General features: G+C 55.3%; 11 protein-coding genes and 2 pseudogenes. 8 read left to right on the top strand and 5 right to left on the bottom strand.

Annotated features, from left to right (window positions below):
- Positions 1 to 235: 235 nt before the first annotated feature.
- The 8 genes and pseudogenes from IE166_RS17370 to IE166_RS17335 all read left to right on the top strand — a co-directional run bounded on the left by IE166_RS17370 (position 236) and on the right by IE166_RS17335 (position 10,425).
- Entirely contained in the window at positions 236 to 3,706 is a 3,471-nt protein-coding gene (locus IE166_RS17370) for a hypothetical protein (RefSeq protein ID WP_189506416.1), read from the top strand.
- Positions 3,693 to 4,166, top strand: coding sequence for a response regulator transcription factor (locus tag IE166_RS17365; protein WP_189506415.1), 474 nt, complete (start codon positions 3,693 to 3,695; stop codon positions 4,164 to 4,166). Before IE166_RS17370 ends, IE166_RS17365 begins: the two co-directional genes overlap by 14 nt.
- A complete protein-coding gene (locus tag IE166_RS17360) occupies positions 4,163 to 5,392 on the top strand; it encodes a phosphorylase family protein (protein WP_189506410.1) in 1,230 nt (409 codons plus the stop codon). The genes IE166_RS17365 and IE166_RS17360 overlap by 4 nt, the downstream gene beginning before the upstream one ends.
- Before the next feature lie 14 nt (positions 5,393 to 5,406).
- A pseudogene (locus tag IE166_RS17355) lies at positions 5,407 to 5,595 on the top strand (IS3 family transposase); the annotation flags it as partial.
- Between the two features lie 329 nt (positions 5,596 to 5,924).
- Positions 5,925 to 6,926, top strand: a complete 1,002-nt coding sequence (locus IE166_RS17350) for an IS30 family transposase (protein WP_189506409.1) — start codon at positions 5,925 to 5,927, stop codon at positions 6,924 to 6,926.
- 248 nt (positions 6,927 to 7,174) lie between these two features.
- A complete protein-coding gene (locus IE166_RS17345; protein WP_244641557.1) occupies positions 7,175 to 8,437 on the top strand; it encodes an ISNCY family transposase in 1,263 nt (420 codons plus the stop codon).
- A 69-nt stretch (positions 8,438 to 8,506) separates the two neighbouring features.
- A pseudogene (locus IE166_RS17340) lies at positions 8,507 to 8,890 on the top strand (IS3 family transposase); the annotation flags it as partial.
- Between the two features lie 215 nt (positions 8,891 to 9,105).
- A complete protein-coding gene (locus IE166_RS17335) occupies positions 9,106 to 10,425 on the top strand; it encodes an ABC transporter substrate binding protein (RefSeq protein WP_244641551.1) in 1,320 nt (439 codons plus the stop codon).
- Here the strand turns inward: IE166_RS17335 and IE166_RS17330 are convergent.
- The 5 genes from IE166_RS17330 to IE166_RS17310 all read right to left on the bottom strand — a co-directional run bounded on the left by IE166_RS17330 (position 10,391) and on the right by IE166_RS17310 (position 18,434).
- Positions 10,391 to 11,986, bottom strand: coding sequence for a glutamate-cysteine ligase family protein (locus IE166_RS17330; protein WP_189506407.1), 1,596 nt, complete (start codon positions 11,984 to 11,986; stop codon positions 10,391 to 10,393). The two genes, IE166_RS17335 and IE166_RS17330, sit on opposite strands and share 35 nt — an antisense overlap.
- Position 11,987: 1 nt before the next feature.
- Entirely contained in the window at positions 11,988 to 14,483 is a 2,496-nt protein-coding gene (locus IE166_RS17325; protein ID WP_189506406.1) for an MFS transporter, read from the bottom strand.
- A 280-nt stretch (positions 14,484 to 14,763) separates the two neighbouring features.
- Positions 14,764 to 15,315 carry a hypothetical protein gene (locus IE166_RS17320; RefSeq protein WP_189506405.1) on the bottom strand — a complete coding sequence of 184 codons (552 nt, stop codon included), beginning with the start codon at positions 15,313 to 15,315 and terminating at the stop codon, positions 14,764 to 14,766.
- Positions 15,278 to 15,664, bottom strand: a complete 387-nt coding sequence (locus tag IE166_RS17315) for a nuclear transport factor 2 family protein (protein ID WP_189506403.1) — start codon at positions 15,662 to 15,664, stop codon at positions 15,278 to 15,280. Before IE166_RS17315 ends, IE166_RS17320 begins: the two co-directional genes overlap by 38 nt.
- 289 nt (positions 15,665 to 15,953) lie before the next feature.
- Complete coding sequence (locus tag IE166_RS17310; RefSeq protein WP_385966446.1) at positions 15,954 to 18,434, bottom strand: ATP-binding protein; 2,481 nt, start codon at positions 18,432 to 18,434, stop codon at positions 15,954 to 15,956.
- Positions 18,435 to 18,475 lie beyond the last annotated feature (41 nt).

Below are 18,475 nucleotides of genomic sequence, written 5' to 3'. Positions count from 1 at the left end.
ACTGACCCATTCACTCGTTGATCGGTAGTCTCAGCCTGCAGCAGACCAAAGCGCGCGCGCCAAAGCTTGCTCTGCCGCTGAACCAGCCGGCACCGCTCTATGATCGGTGATTGCATCCAAAGCGTCTATGTTAAAGCCTCACGGCGCCTTGTGCGCGAAGATACACACTGGAATGGGAACGACTCCTATGCCTTAATCAAAGCACCAGTAGTCTGCGAGTCGAAGCCCATAATTTATGACATCTGATCCTTACCTAGACGCTCAAAACCGGCTAAGGGGCGCAATCGCTGCATATTTAGGTGCATCAAACAAGCGGGGAAGATCAAAAGATGCGGAAGCTGGTAAGCCACTAGCTGATCTACGAGCTCTACGACATGACGTAGCAGGTGTTTATACCTTCGCTCGCAATCGGATTTCTGAGCCAAGGTTCAGGGAGTTTATTGAATGGAGCATAAAGTCTCTTGAAATTCGTGCCCCGAGATACTTTTCACAACCGATTGGTGAAGACTATTTGAATGCTAGGTCATTAGGCGACACTGGAACTCTGTTGCGAGATTTGGGGTGGATAGCCGAGCGTATAAGAGCAGAACGTCAAACAATAGTACGGTTCTTAGAACTGAGGCAGGCCATCGCCCTAGCTGTGGCGCAAAACGAGGGGCATGCTGCTATAGCACAGCTTACCCAGCTAGACGAGGAGCTTGGCACCTCAGTCTGGAGCATAGAGCTACGCATCGCCTTGGAACATGCCTTCAAAGGATTAGAGGCGCAAAAGAGATTTACTGCATCCGTCCGCGAAAGACACCCAAAAGGTATATTACAATATATAACCTATTTTCTAAGTGTTAGAAATGAAGATCGCACGGCTGTCGATGAATTTTTCAATGCTATAGACCGCCGCATTGACGATAAAGTCGACTTAGCTACTGCCGTATACATAAAGTATAAGTTGACCCACCGACTTCCTCTTACTGAGGACGGCCTGCTTCAACTTTTACTTATGGAGCAGCAGCGTTCCATAATTGATCTATACGAAACTTTCGTCGACATCCTTCAAGAAAATACATTTGGGACTGCCGCTCTATTGAATAGAAAAGCTATCCTCGCCTTGATTGAAGTTGCCTCTCTCGAAGATTTCCGGCTTGAGAAGTGCTTTAATCATCTGGAAGGACACGTACCCGACAGGTTTAACCCGCGACCCTATGATAGCTTGAAAAAAGCGTTACAAACGCCGGTTGACAATAGAGCAATACGACTAGCTTTAACTTATGAACACACCGGACAGTCTCCATGGGAGATAATCTACGCAGGAGCGGCGCTATCTTGCACATCTCGCCCTTCAGCCCTGGTACGATACGGTCCCATCGGGTTAGCCGCTAGCCTTGCAAATGCCCTGAAGCTAGGGCACAGCTCCCAGAGTCCAGCACTAGATTGCGAGCGTGTCTCCGTAAATTTTTCAGGTATCCCGGCGATTAAAGGTGTCTATCGGTTCCTTCGAGAGATGAAATCGACCGACTTAACCTATGCACCAAGGGTCCACGTTGCCGATATATACTCACCAGACGACGGACCTGAGACTCTCTTACTCTATCAAGAAGGAACACTATGCCCCGGGGCGGGGGGTCTCTTCGAAGATCCCACGCATCCTAAAGCTGCTGCTGAAGACACGGTAAGTCCTGCATTCAACGCATTGTTCGACGCTTTAAGCTATGAGCGAGCGGGCGACCCTGACTCTGCCGCTTCGACAATGCACGAGCTTATATCCGAACCTCAACCAAGCTCAGTTCTCCACGCCGCGATTAAGATCCTTTATCGCTCGTACTACGCCCTAGGCAAGCGCCGCCACTTGATTGATCTGACGGCTACAGCGATCGCTTCGAAAGACCAACCCATACCGTCGGAATACATTCTATCAGCCCTCCGCAGCTACGCTTTTGCGGACTACGCTTCGGAGGGGCTGGATCTGTCAGCCATTGTTGCAATCGACGGGCTCCAGAAGATATCGCACGATGAATTACATCTTTCCATTCTGAGATTTGCAACATCGCGGTTCATAAGGCGCAGCGAGTGGGATCGACCGTCTCTGATCCTTGAGCATGTATCTGCATATGATAGCACACAGCTGCGGTACTTTCTCAGCGAAGTGTGTATCCCCAGTGTTATCGACGTTGCAGGGCCGTTTAAGTCTACACGAGAGGTGCTCCGAGAACGCCAATCTATACTCGGGGTATTGGTGATGATAGATGAGGTAAATAGGGCTCATTACGAAGACGAGATTGTAACCATTGCACACCGGCTGAGCGTTATGGATGGGCTCGCCATAGTCGATCGCAACCGTGTCTATGTCGATACGGACGCAATAACTAGGTTGATGCGTCAACGATTAACGCAAACATTTTTGCGATACCGAGATCTACTTAGGCTCGACAGTGAGGAAATAGTTGCGTTTGACCAGCTTCTGAAAGATGTCTCGTTAGCTGCCAAACACGGGAAGGAGGGGATCCAGATACCTCCAAACGAGGCTGATGGCGTCCTTCTCGACATGGTGTCTCAAATAAGGGACGAATTTTTACATAATCCCGCTTATGGTCTCGACTTCTATCTCAGTAAGCGCATTCGTCACCTGTCGTTCGTAGGTAAGTTAAGAGATCCACTTGAACTTAAAAATCTTATTACCACGAGAATGAATGGACATTCAGGCTATAACGAAAATAGTTTTTGGTTGGAGAAGTTGTCACTGACTGAGTCGTCACGAGAGCGACTGAGTTTGCTTTTCAGTGACTTTGCTGCTGAGTTTGACGAGAGAGTTGCATTAATCAAAGATCGTTTGTTCCATGCTCGCTCTACCGACAAGCCAGAAGGCATCTTTGATATAGTAATCACCCCGTCACTGCTATACGTTATAAAAGTCATATCTGTTAATGATACTGACGTAGAAAAGCTTTTCCAGACGATCTACGCTGTCTTTTGGGGCTCTCTCTCGCCTCACCTTGAACTTGCCCGAACAACTATTTCGCAGAGCCTGCGGCTCGCACTACCAGAGTCGCTTAACAGGTTGAGAGCGAAAGTAGCCGAGATCGTCAACCAGGACGCAGCTTTACAAGAATTCAGTCTGTTCGTTGCACAAGCAATAAGTGAGCTGGAGACGGCTATAATTGAGACGGAGTCGTGGTTCGATCGAGCTGACATCAAATCTGCTGAGCACCATTTCACGCTCAGCCAAGCCGTTGATGTTGCAGTCGAGTCTGCACTTAAATCCAACAAGGTTTTAGAGCCAAAAATAGCCTATGAGCTTGATGAAGACACATCAGTCTTCGCGTCTCAACTCGTTTTCATTACGGATGCAGTACTTGTCGCCTTCGGAAACATCCGGAAACACTCGCAACTTGCATCTCCTAATGTACTCATAAGGTGCGGGCTAAACTCAGAAAAGAACGGTCTTCAAGTTGAAGTCATTCATGATGTTTCCTCACGAATAAACAAGCCGGAACATCAAAGGCGAATGTCAGAAATCAGAGATCTTATTTCCAGAGGAGCAGACGGTAAGCGTTCTAAGTTCGACGAGGGATCGGGCTTCATTAAATTAGCCCAGGTTGTAAGACAGTCTGAGCATGGCCGTATTGAGTTTGATTTTCACGAGAGCAGAAAGTTTCGCCTTTTTGTTCAGTACGCGTGGATTCCTGAAGAGACAACTGATGAGACACTTTGATGGCCATCTAGTCGAGGATGAGGACTTCAAACGCCGGCATATCCAAGAGTTTATAAGTCTAGAGTTTCCACAAGCAAATATCATTACGTCTAGATCAGTAACGTCAGCGATTGATAATTTAGACAATCGACTGCCTCATGTCCTATTGCTCGATATGTCTCTTCCTACATTCGATATCGGTGAGGCGGAAGGAGGCGGGAGACCGCAGGGTTTTGGCGGCATTGAGGTACTGCGGCATTTAAAGTTTTCAGGCTTTGCTTTCCCCGTTATTGTCGTAACCGGCTACGAAACCTTCACAAAAGGAGCAGTTTATGTCGATTTGCACGAACTTGAGAGAGAGTTAAAGGAAGAATTTCCTGATCTGGTTCAATCGGTTCTTTACTTTAATTCGGCATTTGACGACTGGAAAGAGCAGCTTCGGATTTCCATTGAGATCGCTGTATTGGGAAGCGCAAATTGAAAATACTTGTGATTGATGACCAACCTAGGAAATATAGTCGTTTTTTTGAAAAGCTAGTCTCAGTTGGGCATTTAAGAGATGAGACCGATATCGTCACATGCTCATCCGACGGACTGCTAAAGCTGAAACAGACCCATTACGATTTAGTGGTGCTTGATATCCTGCTGCCCTATCGAAACGAGGACGAGGCAGATTTCGACAACTCCGTACAACTCCTTATGGAGATTTCCGATGGAACGGAGTTAATAAAACCAGGCAGAGTTGTAGGCATTTCTGCTGATAAGCTGGCTGCCGAGAAGGCTTCACCTCTTTTTGCTCAGTACTTATGGACGATCATAGAATATGACAGCTCGTCCGATGACTGGATTAATCAGCTGACTAGTTGCATATCTTACATGTCGGCTCAGGGTAGTAATCCCGGCAAGCCTAGTTCCAAGATCGATCTCGCTATCATCTGCGCTTTGGCTGAGCCGGAATTATCTGAAATTTTGAGTCTGAATTGGGGGTTCGGATCAGCTGAGCCTATCGACGATGTTACCTTCGGACATCGTGGGCAACTGGTCAGCAATGGCAGATCTCTATCGGTTATGGCCTTCAGCGTGGACCGAATGGGTATGGTGCCCTCTTCGCTGAAAGCCGCTCGCATAATAGAAAAACTTCGCCCCAAGGTTTTGGCGATGACTGGAATTTGTGCGGGAGTGAAGGACAGGGTTGATCTTGGTGACGTTGTATTGGCCGATCCATGTTGGGATTGGCAGGCCGGTAAATATGCTAAGGTTTCAGATCAATCCCGCTTTTTGATGTCTCCCTACCCCTTCCACCCTCCACGGGCTGTTAGGACGTTTATGGAGCAATTAAAGGCCGATCGAAGCGCCCTTGCAGAGATTGGAGCGAATGCACCACATAAAGCGATAGGTATTCCCAAGCTACACCTTGCACCTCTGGCATCTGGCTCAGCAGTTGTAGCAGACAGTGAGATCACGGCTGAGATTGTTGATCAAAATAGGGAGACGTGTGGCATCGATATGGAGGCTTACGGGATATATTCCGCGGCATATCACTCAGACACTCCAACTCCGCTAACCTTCGTTGTAAAAGGGGTTTGTGACTTTGCTGATCCTCACAAGAACGACAGGTACCAACGAGATGCAGCTTATGCGAGCGCTAGTGTATTACGCGTATTGTTCGAAAGGTACGGCGACAAGGTTGTTGAATCGGCAGATTAGAATGCTTTGAAGCTAGCCGTTGCGGCAACTGTAACGACACCGCCGTGGCGGAGAGCTTCTTCAATCTCCTCAAATGCGAGATTATACGACTCCGGACTTACCGGGGACGCGACGAAGCAAGGCAGAACGTGTTCGACTACATCGAGATATCCTACAACTCCAAGCGCAAGCACGTCAGGAACGGGATGCTATCACCCGTCTAGTTCGATCGGCAGCAGGAAATGTAACCCGAGGGCATCCACGAAACTCCGGGCTATTCAGCTGCAGCCACTTGAACCCGTCCGATGGCTTCAGGCAGGGAGCCCGAGATCACGCGCGTGGTGATGGCTGCCTTGCCTAAGCGAGGTAGTCCGCGCGCTGCGTAAACTGCGCCTCGTGTTGTTTCTCCGCTCACAGCGGTGTCAGAGATAAAGCACACCTGATCAAGAGTTCCATAACACAGATTATGCAACGCCTGGTTGTAGCGGGGTGGGTTCTACCTTGAAGTGCGACTTTGCAGCGATACCAATCGGTTCATTGCAAGGAGCCCCACATGGAACGCACCTACTCGCAGGTCGACCTCGATGAGCGTCGTAAGATCGCCCGCTGGAGACAGGCCGGGGTCGGCGTCAATGCGATTGCGGAGAAGCTAGGCCGACATCGCTCGACGATCTTCCGGGAACTACGCCGCAACAGGTTCCAGGATGTCGAGATGCCAGATCTGACCGGCTACTACTGCGTCACAGCCGACGGTTTCGCCAAGGAGCGCCGGCGCCGATATAGCAAGCTCGTTCGTCATCCGCAGCTTCGGGCAGCCATCGTCGAGCGGATCAAGCACGGTTGGTCGCCGCAGCAGATTGCCGGCCGACTGGCTTATGAGGGCAGCAGCATTCGAGTGTGCCACGAAACGATCTACCGCTTTGCCTATTCCCCTGACGGCCGGGAGATGAAGCTCTGGCGTCACTTGCCGGAAGCCCGGGCCAGACGCCGACCGCGACATGCCAGGCGCCGTCATGGCCGACGTTTCAGCCCAGAACTCAGTATTTTGCACCGTCCCGACGTCGTGCGTGACAGGAAGCAGCTCGGCCATTGGGAATGCGATCTCATCCAGTTCCGCAAGAAGTTCGGCAAGGCCAATGTGACCTCGCTGGTTGAACGGGTCAGTCGCTTTGCAGTGTTCCTGCACAACAACGACCGGCAATCGAGGCCGATCATGGAGGGATTGATCGATGCCTTGAGTGCCCTTCCTCATGCAGCCCGCCGCTCGATCACCTTTGATCGTGGCACCGAGTTCATGGATTGGCCTTATCTTCAAGCCGGGCTTGGCGTGCAAACCTGGTTCTGCGATCCACAGTCGCCGTGGCAGAAAGGTACGGTGGAAAATACCAACCGCCGGGTCCGCAAATGGCTGCCGCGTGATGCTGATCCCCTAGCGTTCGATGATGATCACCTGAAGCAGGTTTGCGCCCATCTGAACTCGACCCCGCGCAAGTGCCTCGGCTTCAGAACGCCCGCTGAAGTGTTCCGACGCAAGATGATGGCGGCGAGCCGATGAACCAGCTACACTGCCCTTCGCCGCAAAGTCGCACTTGGGTGAGAACTCACACGGCTGTTTGGTAATGCGACAGCTGGGCCAGTTAGAGATGCGACAGTCTCGCCTCTCTACGCACTGGTCAATGCCACTGTCGGGAGCAAGGATGACGATCTTCAGCCTGGTTGAGACCAGCAGCGGTCGGAGTCGTCATGTCCTTTACGATCACCATGTCGCAGAAAGAGTTGCATCGGCTCGAGGTCATTTAGAAGATTCGTGACAGACGCCTGAGCGTCGTTCGGGCTGCCGAGTTGCTCAGGCTTAGCCGAAGTCAGGTGCATAGACTACTGCAGGCGTATGACCAGGCTGGTCCAGCTTGTCTCGTTTCGAAGAAACGATCGCGTCCGAGCAACCGACGTCACAGTAAGGATTTCCGCAATGCGGTGCTGGATCTGGTCCGTGAACGCTATCTGGATTTTGGCCCGACACTTGTGCGTGAGAAGCTGATCGAGTTGCATCGGCTCTCCGTTTCCAAGGAGACGTTGCGGCAGTGGATGACCGAGGCCGGCATCTGGATCTCGCGTCGCGAGCGCACGAAGAGAGTTTTCCAGCCGCGCGGCCGTCGGGATTGCTTTGGTGAGTTGGTGCAGATCGACGGGTCGCATCACTGGTGGTTCGAGAACCGCGGCCCTAAATGCGCCCTGCTCGTTTATATCGACGATGCCACCGGCAAGCTCTTGCATCTACGCTTTGCCGGATCGGAGAATACGTTCGATTACCTGCATGCGACGAAGTCCTATCTGCAGCAATGGGGCAAGCCGCTCGCTTTCTACAGCGACAAACACGGCGTCTTCCGCTCTACCCATGCGTCAGAGAAAGATCGGACGAGTGGCCTGACGCAGTTCGGCCGAGCGCTCTATGAGCTTAACATCGACATCATCTGCGCCAACACTCCGCAAGCCAAGGGTCGTGTGGAGCGAGCCAACCTGACGCTGCAGGACCGGCTGGTGAAGGAGATGCGGCTGCGAGAGATCAACACGATCGTGGCAGCCAATGCCTATGCACCTGCTTTCATAGCCGACTTCAACGAGCGTTTTGGCAAGCAACCGCGCAATTCGAAGGACATGCACCGACCGCTGGCCGACCATGAGAATCTCGATGGCGCTATGTGCCACAAGGAAGTCCGCACGCTGTCGCAATCCCTAACGCTACGCTATGACAAGGTGCTGTTCATTCTCGATCCAACTGAGTTTTCTCGGCCGCTGGCGGGCCAGAAGGTCGTGGTCTGCGATTATCCGGACGGCCGCCTCGAGATCATGCACGACAGCTTTGCTTTGCCTTGCAGAACCTTTGACACGTTGCGCTCGGTGCATCGCGCAGATGTTGTCGAGAACAAGCGTTTGGACGACATGCTGTCTGTCGTCGCAGAGATGCAAGCTGGGCACGAACAGCAGCGCAGCAAGAGCGGCCCTCGCCGCACTGGCCAGACGGATCATATGTTCGGCATTCGCGACGGTAGCGTGACCAACGGCTGACAGCGATCGACCGTAGCTCCAAGAACAGTGACCGAACCTATGGCGCCCTCCGCGTCTGGCATGACGTGCTGGGCGATGAAGTCGGAGATGACGGCGCAGCTCCTGACAGACGCCCTCATCATGACGATCTGGCGCCGAGGTAAGCCCGACAGCCTGCTGCACCATTCGGATCAAGGCAGCCAATACACCAGCGAGCAGTTCCAGAGCCTGATGGCGGACCAAGGCATTACCTGTTCGATGAGCCGATCGGGCAACGTCTGGGACAATGCTGCGATGGAGAGCTTCTTCTCGTCGCTGAAAACCGAGCGGACGACTCGCAAGGTCTACAGGACGAGGGATGACGCCAGGGCGGACGTGCTCGATTACATCGAGCGCTTTAATAATCCCCGGCGACGGCACTCGACACTGGGCTACATGAGCCCCGTCGAGTTCGAGCGGAAAGCTATGTTAGCTAGACCTCGTGTCCACGAAACCGGCAGCAGGCCAACTCGAGCAACTTCATTGAAGCTGTCTAAGCAATTTTATTCATGTGGATTTCCAGCTAAGGAAACGTAAGGTCATTGCTCGTATGATTTGGCTGCTCACCTCAAACTTGTTCTTCTGTAGTCAAAAGCAAAGCTAGCCGCGTCCAGCTACTGTAAGAGCACGCACCATGCAGGCTAAAGTCGATGAAGCGCTTTTTCGAACGCCCCCCGACAGCTTATCACCTCCAGACGATGTCCTTCCGACATCAAGCAGGTCACACTTCGTGCCGTTTGATGCCGTTCCACTCGGCCATGATGCACGTGATGCTTCTAAGCGCGACCCTACTGGCATTCGGCAACCTTCCTGCCCAAGCGCAGTCTTCCGCCGTAAACGTTCCGGTTGCACAAGGTTCATTGTCACCTTCCACGCAAGTCTGGCCTTCTGATCCGCGCCGAAAGGCGGACGGTACCAAATGGCGCTTAGGGTATTATGAGGGCGGCCAGTACAAAGATTACGAAACCATACTGAAAGCCACGGTCCGCGGCTTAGCTGCCTTAGGCTGGATCGAGCCTATCAGCCTGCCTTCAGCAAACGATCCTCAGGCCGGCGGCTTCTGGCGTTGGTTGTCTGCCAACGTGAAAAGCGACTACATCGACTTTCCGGCTGACGGATACTACGCGTCCGGGAACTTCGACAAGATCAGGCGTCCCAAGGTAAGGGCCGAGCTACTTCAGCGCCTGAACGAACGCCGCGATCTGGATCTCGTTCTGGCGCTTGGCACCTGGGCTGGACAGGATCTTTCAAGCGCCGATTTACGTACGCCAGTTGTCGTAGCATCCACCAGTGATCCCGTCGGATCAAAGATCATCGTTAGTGAAGCGGACTCGGGGCACGACTATCTCAACGCAAAGGTCGAGCCGCAGCGGTATGCCCGGCAGGTCGAGCTTTTCGATGACATCTTTCACTTCAAGCGACTGGGACTTGTCTATGAGGACAGCCCGGAAGGGCGCACTTTCGCCGCAGTAGACGACATCCGACGCCTCGGGGATGAACGCAGCTTCGAAGTCGTACCGTGCTTCGCGCCCTTCAACGACATTGCTCAGGAAGAAGCCGAAGCCAAGGTCATCGCCTGCTATGAGGACATCGCCACAAAGGTAGACGCCGTCTACATCACGGTACATCGCGGCCTCAATGAAACAAGCCTGCCAAAGGCTCTAGCCCCCTTGACCGAAAATCGTATCCCGACCTTTTCGATGCTAGGCGAGACCGAGGTTAAAGCAGGAGCCTTGATGAGCGTCGCCCAATCCGACTATCTGTATGTCGGCCGATTTCACGCGGAAACCATTGCAAAAATCTTCAACGGAGCGTTGCCACGCGAACTCCCGCAAATCTGGCAGGCGCCGGCTAAAATCGCGCTGAACCTGCGCACCGCCGATGCGATCGGCTACGCTCCGTCTGTCGACATCCTTTTAGCCACTGACGAGATCTTCAGTGCGAACCAAGGGCCCGCGACCGCGCCTTGACGAGATTCGCGCTGTCCTTGTGAAAGACTGATGAGGACGCAGGCGCGATAGCAAGAACTGGACATGGAAGCGGTCCCTGAAGCGTCCGCCTTCTGACGAGTTTAAGGATCCGCGTCCTGCTGTCTCCCGATTGTGTCTCGAAAGCCGCCAAAGCGCGGTCCGCGCCGTTCTGCCCGGTTGCAAGAACGTGCCTGGGATAAGCGAGCATCCACCGTTCGGCCGGCGCAAGACCCGCCTCCGCCTCGTCCAGAACAGCCTCGCTGAAGCGCTTCAATGTGAGGCCGTTTAGGGTCCCGCCAAGGCCATGGCGAATTGCCTCTTCCCGCATCATCCGAATGTCTCGCCAAGGCATGAACCGTGACAAGCGCCGATAAGCGTCTGGGTTGAGCTGGAGGCCCTTTTGAAGGGCCGAGGGCGAAACGGCAGCCGATGCTGCTACAAGAGGGTTTGACAGGCCGCAAAGTTCGGGATCCGGGAAGGTCGCGCCACAGGCCCTTCCTTCGATGTAGAGGCCGCTGCACGACGACGCGAAGAGATCCTCGAGCGCATCTTTCGCAAATGCCTCGAAAAAGGAGTCGACCGTCGGTAGTTCGGCAAAAGCGAATCTGATCCTGCCGTCAAGGAACTGTGAGAACTGCAGCTTGTCCAGGTGGTCGACACTTGGAACGAGTTCGAGGGGCGCATTGGTTTCGATGTCAAAAGCCCGTGCGGGACCGCCGCGCAGGAAGGTCAGGAAGTCAGGGTCTCCTTCAACCCGGGCGAGACCGCCAAAGCCCTTGTAGGAGTTGCCAGGCAAAGGCAGCACCTGCATTGCCGTACCCGCGCCGAACATCCACTGGAAGTAGTCCCTGAGACTTCGGAATGGCTGGTCGGGTACTTGGTGGAACGTGCGGTCGCCTGGAAAAACTGGCTCGGCAAACATGCGAGGCCAGATTGTCAGACGGTTCTCCTTCAAGCCCGTCAGCTCTCCGTTCTCGAACGGACTGTTTGCATACAGAGCGATTAACGCGGGCGCAGTCAGGAGGACCAGGTTCAAGGCGGCCACGGCGTCAGCAGCGGTCACGCCAGTGGTCGGCCCATTCTGCGCTTTGGCGTCTATCCCCTGCTCATGCCGCCAGCCACGACCCTCGCGCCAGTATCCGTAAATGGGTTTCGGAGCTCGCATCTCGCGATAGACCTGTTCGGTTACCGGACAAGCGGGGTGTTCCGAGAAGTTCACGACCCCTGCGCCTAGTTCGCCAAGCACGTCGCAAACATCGGTCAGCTCTCGGTGAATAAGCGAAGCAAGGCGGTTTAGAGAAAAGGTTCCCGATCCAGGTCCCCCGACTACGCCGATAGCGCTTTCCAGGTTGTTGAAGCCATTATCGACGCTTGTGATAACAAGATCACCCTCGACGCCGATCATCTGGTCGCCTGCATTCAATGCCGTAACCCGGTCACCTCTCGCGAGCCTATGATTCAGGAACGCGGGAAAGAAGCTTCTTGCATCGTAAGTGGACCCATCATCAAGCCGTGCGACGGGCATCTCGATCTCAGCGCCAAGGGTCGGGTTGCGTTGCATGTCAGGCATGAGGTTGGTCCACGGCAGTGTGGGCGGGGGGGAGACGGTCCCGCGCGATCAGGAAAAAGAGGGAATTGGATGCGACTAAGTAGACGCCAGTGAGCGCAATGCCTTCACGTGCGCCGATAAGGGCAAAGAGCGCGCCCACTGCCACAGGTCCGATCATCTGCCCCAGCTTGTCAGCGGCACGTTGAATGCCCATGGCCCTGCCGGTTCCCAGACGCTGGACGCTTGGCAAATGAAGGGCGAAGCTTGATTGTGCAGGGCCGCCCAAGCTGCTGGCCAGGCCAAGGAGGAACACTGACGACACGAGTGTCGCAACACCGATGTCGACATAGGTAAAGACCAACCCTGCCCCACCCAGCAAGCCGCCTAGAACGATAAACGGCTTTTTGCGAATGTGTCGGTCCACCCACCCTCCTAGAACCGGCGCAATGTAGATCACCGACAACCCGTAGATCATCATGATGCGGCCGATATCGGCCTGCTCGAATCCTTCATGCGAAAGGTAGACGGGCAAGGTATAGTAAAGGAGACCGACCTGGGCGATCGAGAATGGCACGACGCTGAGCAGAAGGAGTGCAAGAAAGTTGCGGTCTGTTAGAAGCGAGGACAGCCTTGAGCCCGGCTGCGCAGTTAAAGGTATTGGCACCGGGGCAGACGCCGCCTGACGAGCTGAAGCATTTTCGCGCATCTCATGCGGCCTGCCGAAGTAGGACCTCATGAAGAACCACGCAAACGGGATCGGTAGCAAGCCGGCGAAGGCAGCTACCTGGAACACTGCCGAGAAGCCAAGCTGGTCCGCAAGCATTGCGCCCGTCACATTGCCGCAGATTTGTCCTGCGAAGATTCCGGCGACAAGGTTGGCGATGCCTTGAGTGCGCGTGCGAGGACTTGACCAAGTAAAAATGTAGCCCTGGATGCCCATCCAGGCGAGGCCATAGCCAAGTCCGACTAACCCTCGGGAAGCAAGAAACAGGACGGGCATGGTTGCTAAAGCCGAAAACAAAGCTCCCGCCGCGCAGATGACGCTGCCGAGCAGAAAGGGGATGTGCCAGCCCTTTCGATCTGTAAGGATGCCTGCGAGCAGAGCTGTAACAAGCGCGCATCCCATCTCAGTGGAAATTGGCAAGGCCATCGTCACGTCGCGCGACAGCCCCAGAAGTGGCTCATCAGTGAGAGCGCTCATCTGGAGGGGTACGAATGACAGTGTCAGGCCCCAGCCGAAGACTAGAAGAAACGAGGCAGGACGCGCCAAGAGATGGTGCGAGTCTTGGTCGGTCACCCTTTGATGTTGCTGCTGCACCAGGCGGCGCATGAGGATCCCGAACAGGACAAGAAGTTCGAAGCCGAACAGCGCGGACGTCAAGAGCACCGTGCTGGCATCGAGAACTCGGCGTCTCACCCCTTCAGAGATTGCCTTCTGTGAAAGTGTGGCGGTCAGGCGAGCCAGAACGTCGCCATCGTTTGAATAGCGGATTTCACGAACAACGGACTGGAATGCAGTTCCAGTGTCATCCAGCGTCGGCCCGCCCCTTCCCGCGTCGTACGCTGACAAAGTCTCGCCGCTCATCGCGGTAAGCCGAACCACGGCGAGCTCCGGTATGTTGCTTGCCATACGCTTGAAAGGAGCTTCGTAGTCTGAAAGCCGTTCGAGATGCACGCCTTGCTCGACCAGCCGCTGAAGATCCGTTTGGAATCGCTCGACCGCTCGCTCGACATTCGTGGTAGCCGCTCGCAGATACACGTCGCGAAACGTTGTTACATTATGCCAGGACGATATGCATTGGGCGCTGACAAGAACAAGCGCGGGGATAACCAGCAGCTTCCATCGCTCAGTACGTTCTGCAGCATTCGCCCGGATCATCAGGGAGCCAAGAGCGATGGCGAGTGCGCCGAAAATGGACGTGACGCAAATCGATTGTACCGCCAAGCTTATCGGCCCACGAGCCGCTTCCGCAATTACGGCTTCCGGGACGACCATCGTCAGCGTTCCAGCGAGAACGTCTCTTGCGCCGCGAACTGGTAGAACGAAGAGGTGGTTTGCTCCAAGTTGAACAGCTGACAAGGTTGGCGGGGTACCGCCGTTGGCAGCTTTGGCAGCTATCTGGCCGATCGCCATTCCTGCCCCCGGGTCCAGTTGTCCCTCGATATTGCTTTCGACGATGGAGCCGTCAGTCAATGTAACGACTACTCCGGAGAGAAAGGGCAAGTCACCGCGTATATCAGCCAGCATCTCTGTCAGTCCGAACATCTGCGTAATTGGCTTGCCGAAGCGCAGAGAGTTCTGGATGCGGAATGCCCAGTCATTGCCGACAATCCGAGCAGCGGTAGCGCTGGCTTCGAAGGCCGTTTTTCGGATGGCCGAGGTTGTGAGGACGCCGTTGAGAAGCTGGGCGAGCACAAGCACTGACAATGCAGCAATGATAAACCGGACTTGAACGCCAAAGCGCAAATGTTTCAACCCCGAACTTAGGCTCTTGACTGCCGTAGCCACTGACGCCCCCAAGCAGCAAAGCTTCTATATCAAAAATTGATATTCACAATTGACCAAAAAAACGTTACGGCTGTGCTGTTGGAAGTGTTTCTCCAGCAAATAGCGCCTTACAGCTTTCAGTGGATACGTGCCGGCCTCCGGCACCTTCTTGAGGCGTCGTCTACGTCAGCAGATCATCCGATACGTTATTTGCGTCACTAATGTTGCCGGATGCGTTGTCTGTGACCTGCCTGGCTTGCATGTGGATGCACGGCAACGGGAAACTTGGATCTCCAAGTTCTCAGCCCCCGTCTCCAAGGTTTGCGTCGGCATCAATTATCAGCAAGTACGGAACGCCAGAAGCAATGAATCCATCGGCGCTAGACCAGGATGGACGCAGGTAAATTCCATCCAGCCCCACCTCTGAGGATGATACCTTAATTTCGGACCCGTTTCCAAAGTGGTAGTAGGTCGATCCGTAATCGCGGCTTGCATCCCAGTGCACCTCAACCTCGGAAGGATGGGTTGGACGAAGAACGACTGTGCCTTTAACCGGGACTTCGGTTATAAGAGGATCGTCGAGATAAGATGCCAAGCTGCTCAAGCGGTCAGCTGGAAGTGGAGGCTTCTCGCATGCTGCAAAGACAACCAGCAGCAGGCAGCCGCCGGTCAGAAGACCTACGGATACCAGTGGCCGAGCGTCGTAGCTGCTGCGCGTTGCCATGGTCAGGTTAGCATAGCTGCCATCAAAGGATGCGGCGGAGCTGTCGTCACTATGAGAGATCAGCCCGGCCAACCCAGGGATTACGCCCTGCTTAAACAATGGCACGCTGCACCAGAACCGTATCGACATACTGGACGAACCGGAGGATCTTTCCGTTGCGGATCGTCCAGGTATGTGCGAAGGGCGATCGAAAGCTCTTCATCGTTGCCTTAAACACGCCGCTGTAGTGCCCAAGCGCGACAACCTCGTCGCCTTCGCTTACATAGCGGTCAGGTGTGGCCCGATAGTCGTTCCACTCAGTCGCCAGCTTGACGAACACGCCGTCCACAACTGCCTGAGGCCCATGGAAGGTCCCGGCATACGGATAGCCTTCTGCTTCCGTCCATTCGATTTCAGGTGACATGTCGGCAAGAACGACAGGCAGGTCCGCAGATGCGAAGCCTGCATAAAGGCGTTTGATGGTTTCGATGTTGCTCACAGGGTCTCCCTCTGGTCATCGTTGAAGCCTCTGTGCTCCGACAGACCTGAAGCTGTGGCGTTCGCTGAACCAGCAGGAGTGTTCGATGCGATCGAACAATTTTTCTTTGCGGAAGAAACTAACTCGCACTCGCCCTTGTTTTGGGAGTGTTCAAGTCGAGGCTTGAATGCAGAGAGGTCGGCCCATCATAGTCGATTGGCGTGGCGCGCCGGCTGCTCGCGTCTCTCGGTTACCGACACGAAAGAGAGCCTGCTCGCAACTCCACCCGCTATCACGTGAAGTTAGGCACTTAAAACTTCCAGTCCATCGAGACCGGAGGCTGATAACGGCAGAAGCTGCCCGTCCTGATGGACAGCGCCAGATGCTGTCCAAGCGCGGGGCAAACAGCTTCGACTTGCGCAACGGCGGCGCGTAGGGTCCGGGTGACATTCACCCGCATCCGTTCCTGCGGAGAGCCAAGACGTCTGGCCCGCCCGCCCAAGCCAGAGCTCTTCGCCAGTTCCTGCGAGACAAGCTCATGCTCGCGAAGAACGCTTGCACGCCGATCAGCGTCCAACGCGTCCTCGTCCATAGCCAGTGCCCGTTCGAGGAGCCGTAATCGCTTGCGGTAAGCGGTAACCGCCTGCGCATCCAACACCGGATCACCACGGCCGATCTCACGTGGCTCCCCATCGGCTACTGCTGCGAGTTTCCCCGCGAAGATCTCAATCCCTGGAGACTGGAGAAGATGCCGGATCTGCCGTAGTCCCTTGCTGTCAGGCAGTATGGCCTCATGTTCATCGAACTGGATGATCCAGACAGCATCGCGCTGCCGGAATACGCCGACATGCGGCGTAGGCGCAGCCAGTCGCTGCAGAACGCATCCAGCGATCTCCCAGGCCGCGCCATCTTGAAGGCGTACGGCCAGAGCCTGGGCTTCAAGGGCTAGGGCTTTTGCCCCGTCCGTGTCCTCTCCCGCCACCAGCCTGACCCGAGCGCAATCGGCAAGCAGACGCGCGTGCGAACCATGCACATCGCCGAGGCGCTGAAGGCCAAGACGTCGGCACAGCGCCAGTGCTTCGTCATAGAGTTGCAGAGCCTCTCCTGCCCTACCTGTGCGCTCCAGAACGCCCGCAAGGCTCTGATCGCCAATCATCCGCACCACAAGGCTGCCGTCATGCTGCGAAGCGATGACCTTCTCGTATCGGCTAGCCGCTTTCTCCCACTCTTCCAGACGCTCATGGCCAAAGCCAACGTTCCATGCTGCGAAGCCTTGACCCCATCGATCCTCAGGGTAGCGTGCGATCAGTTCCGCCCCTTCGATGGCACGCCTCAATCCGGCGTCTTTGCTGCCCGCAATGATGTCACATTCACCGCGAAGACAGAGGTGATAGCCACGCAGAAGATCGGCGCCGGGCTCGTCCAGGTCTTCCAGAAGCGCCAGTCCGCGATCCAGCTCCACCGCAGCATTCAGCCAGTCACCCGTGTCGTGCGCTTCAAGAAAGCCGAGACTGAACTGAGTTGCTGCCTGCAGGATGACAGGCGCCTCGCTGGCCTGGTCGAGCGCAGCACGCAACCAGCCGATGCCCTCGCGATGCCGACTAGCTGTCCACCAGAACATCGTCAGGGCAACCGCGGTCCCCAGAGCTTCGACGGCCCGCCCTTCGTACAGGAGGGTGCGCAGCGCTTCATGCAGATTGTCGACCTCTCCCTGAAGCTCTGGAAGCCAGGTATCTTCAGGCACGAAGTTGACGGCTCGTGCCCGGTGCGCCAGCGCCGAGAAGTGCATCGCATGAGTGAGACGCATGGCACCCAATTCGCCTGCTTCCTGCGCCAGTTTTGCCGCGAACAAGCGCACCATGTGAAGAAGCCGATAACGTGCGGTACTCATATCGAACTGAACCAGCGAGTGTTCCACCAACTCGCGTAGCGAGGGCAGAACGTCCGCCTGAGTCAGTCCTTCATAGGCGCACACAGGCGCCACGGCCTCTAGCGAGAAGCTTGCTTGAAATGCGGAAAGCCGGCGAAGCAGAAGCCGTGCTTTGGCCGTTAAAAGGGCGTGACTCCAACGGATGGTGTCGTCGAGAGTGTCATGCCGCGTTGGTATGGAACCGCGCCGCTGCAGGAGTTCGAAACCCTGCGATAGCTGCAAGGCAATCTCGTTTACTGGAAGAACATCGGTCCAACCAGCAGCGAGCTCAACAGCCAGCGGGAGGCCGTCCACTGCCCGGCAGATCGCCTGCACCGCGCCAAGTGCCTCGCCTGCCATGAGGAGGTTCGGTGCTCGATCGCTAGCCCTCTTGACGAATAGGTCGATGGCGGCTTGTTCGTCGAGTGCCCCCAGCCGCAACTGCTTTTCGCCGACCAGGCTCAGTGGAACGCGGCTAGTCGTCAGAACAGAAACCTTCCGGGTACCCGTCCCAAGTGCGTCTACCAAGGCGGCGACCTTATCGACGACATGCTCGCAGTTGTCGAGCACCAGCAGCAGCTCGGTGTCGCGTAGCCATTGCACGATCGCCTCGAGATACGGCCGTCCGCCCGTCTGCGGCATTCCCACTTCAGCCGCCACGGCTCCGAGCACGGCTGAGGCATCTGACAGCCCATCGAGCCGAACAAAGGCGATGCGCCTGCCGTCGTTTCGTTCGTTTGCGGCAAGCCATTCCAGAACCAAACGCGTCTTGCCGACGCCGCCGGGGCCTATGACCGAGACGAAAGCCGAAGACTGCATCAATGCATCGAGCTCCTGCAGTACCGCAGCACGCCCGATGAAAGGATCACGTCTAGGTATCACCGCCGTTACTTTCTGCTCTTAGATACGCGCCTGAACGGATC

It is taken from the genome of Tianweitania populi (assembly GCF_014652875.1).
In the GTDB taxonomy this organism is placed as follows: domain Bacteria; phylum Pseudomonadota; class Alphaproteobacteria; order Rhizobiales; family Rhizobiaceae; genus Tianweitania; species Tianweitania populi.
This window is presented reverse-complemented; position numbering and strand designations above follow the sequence as displayed.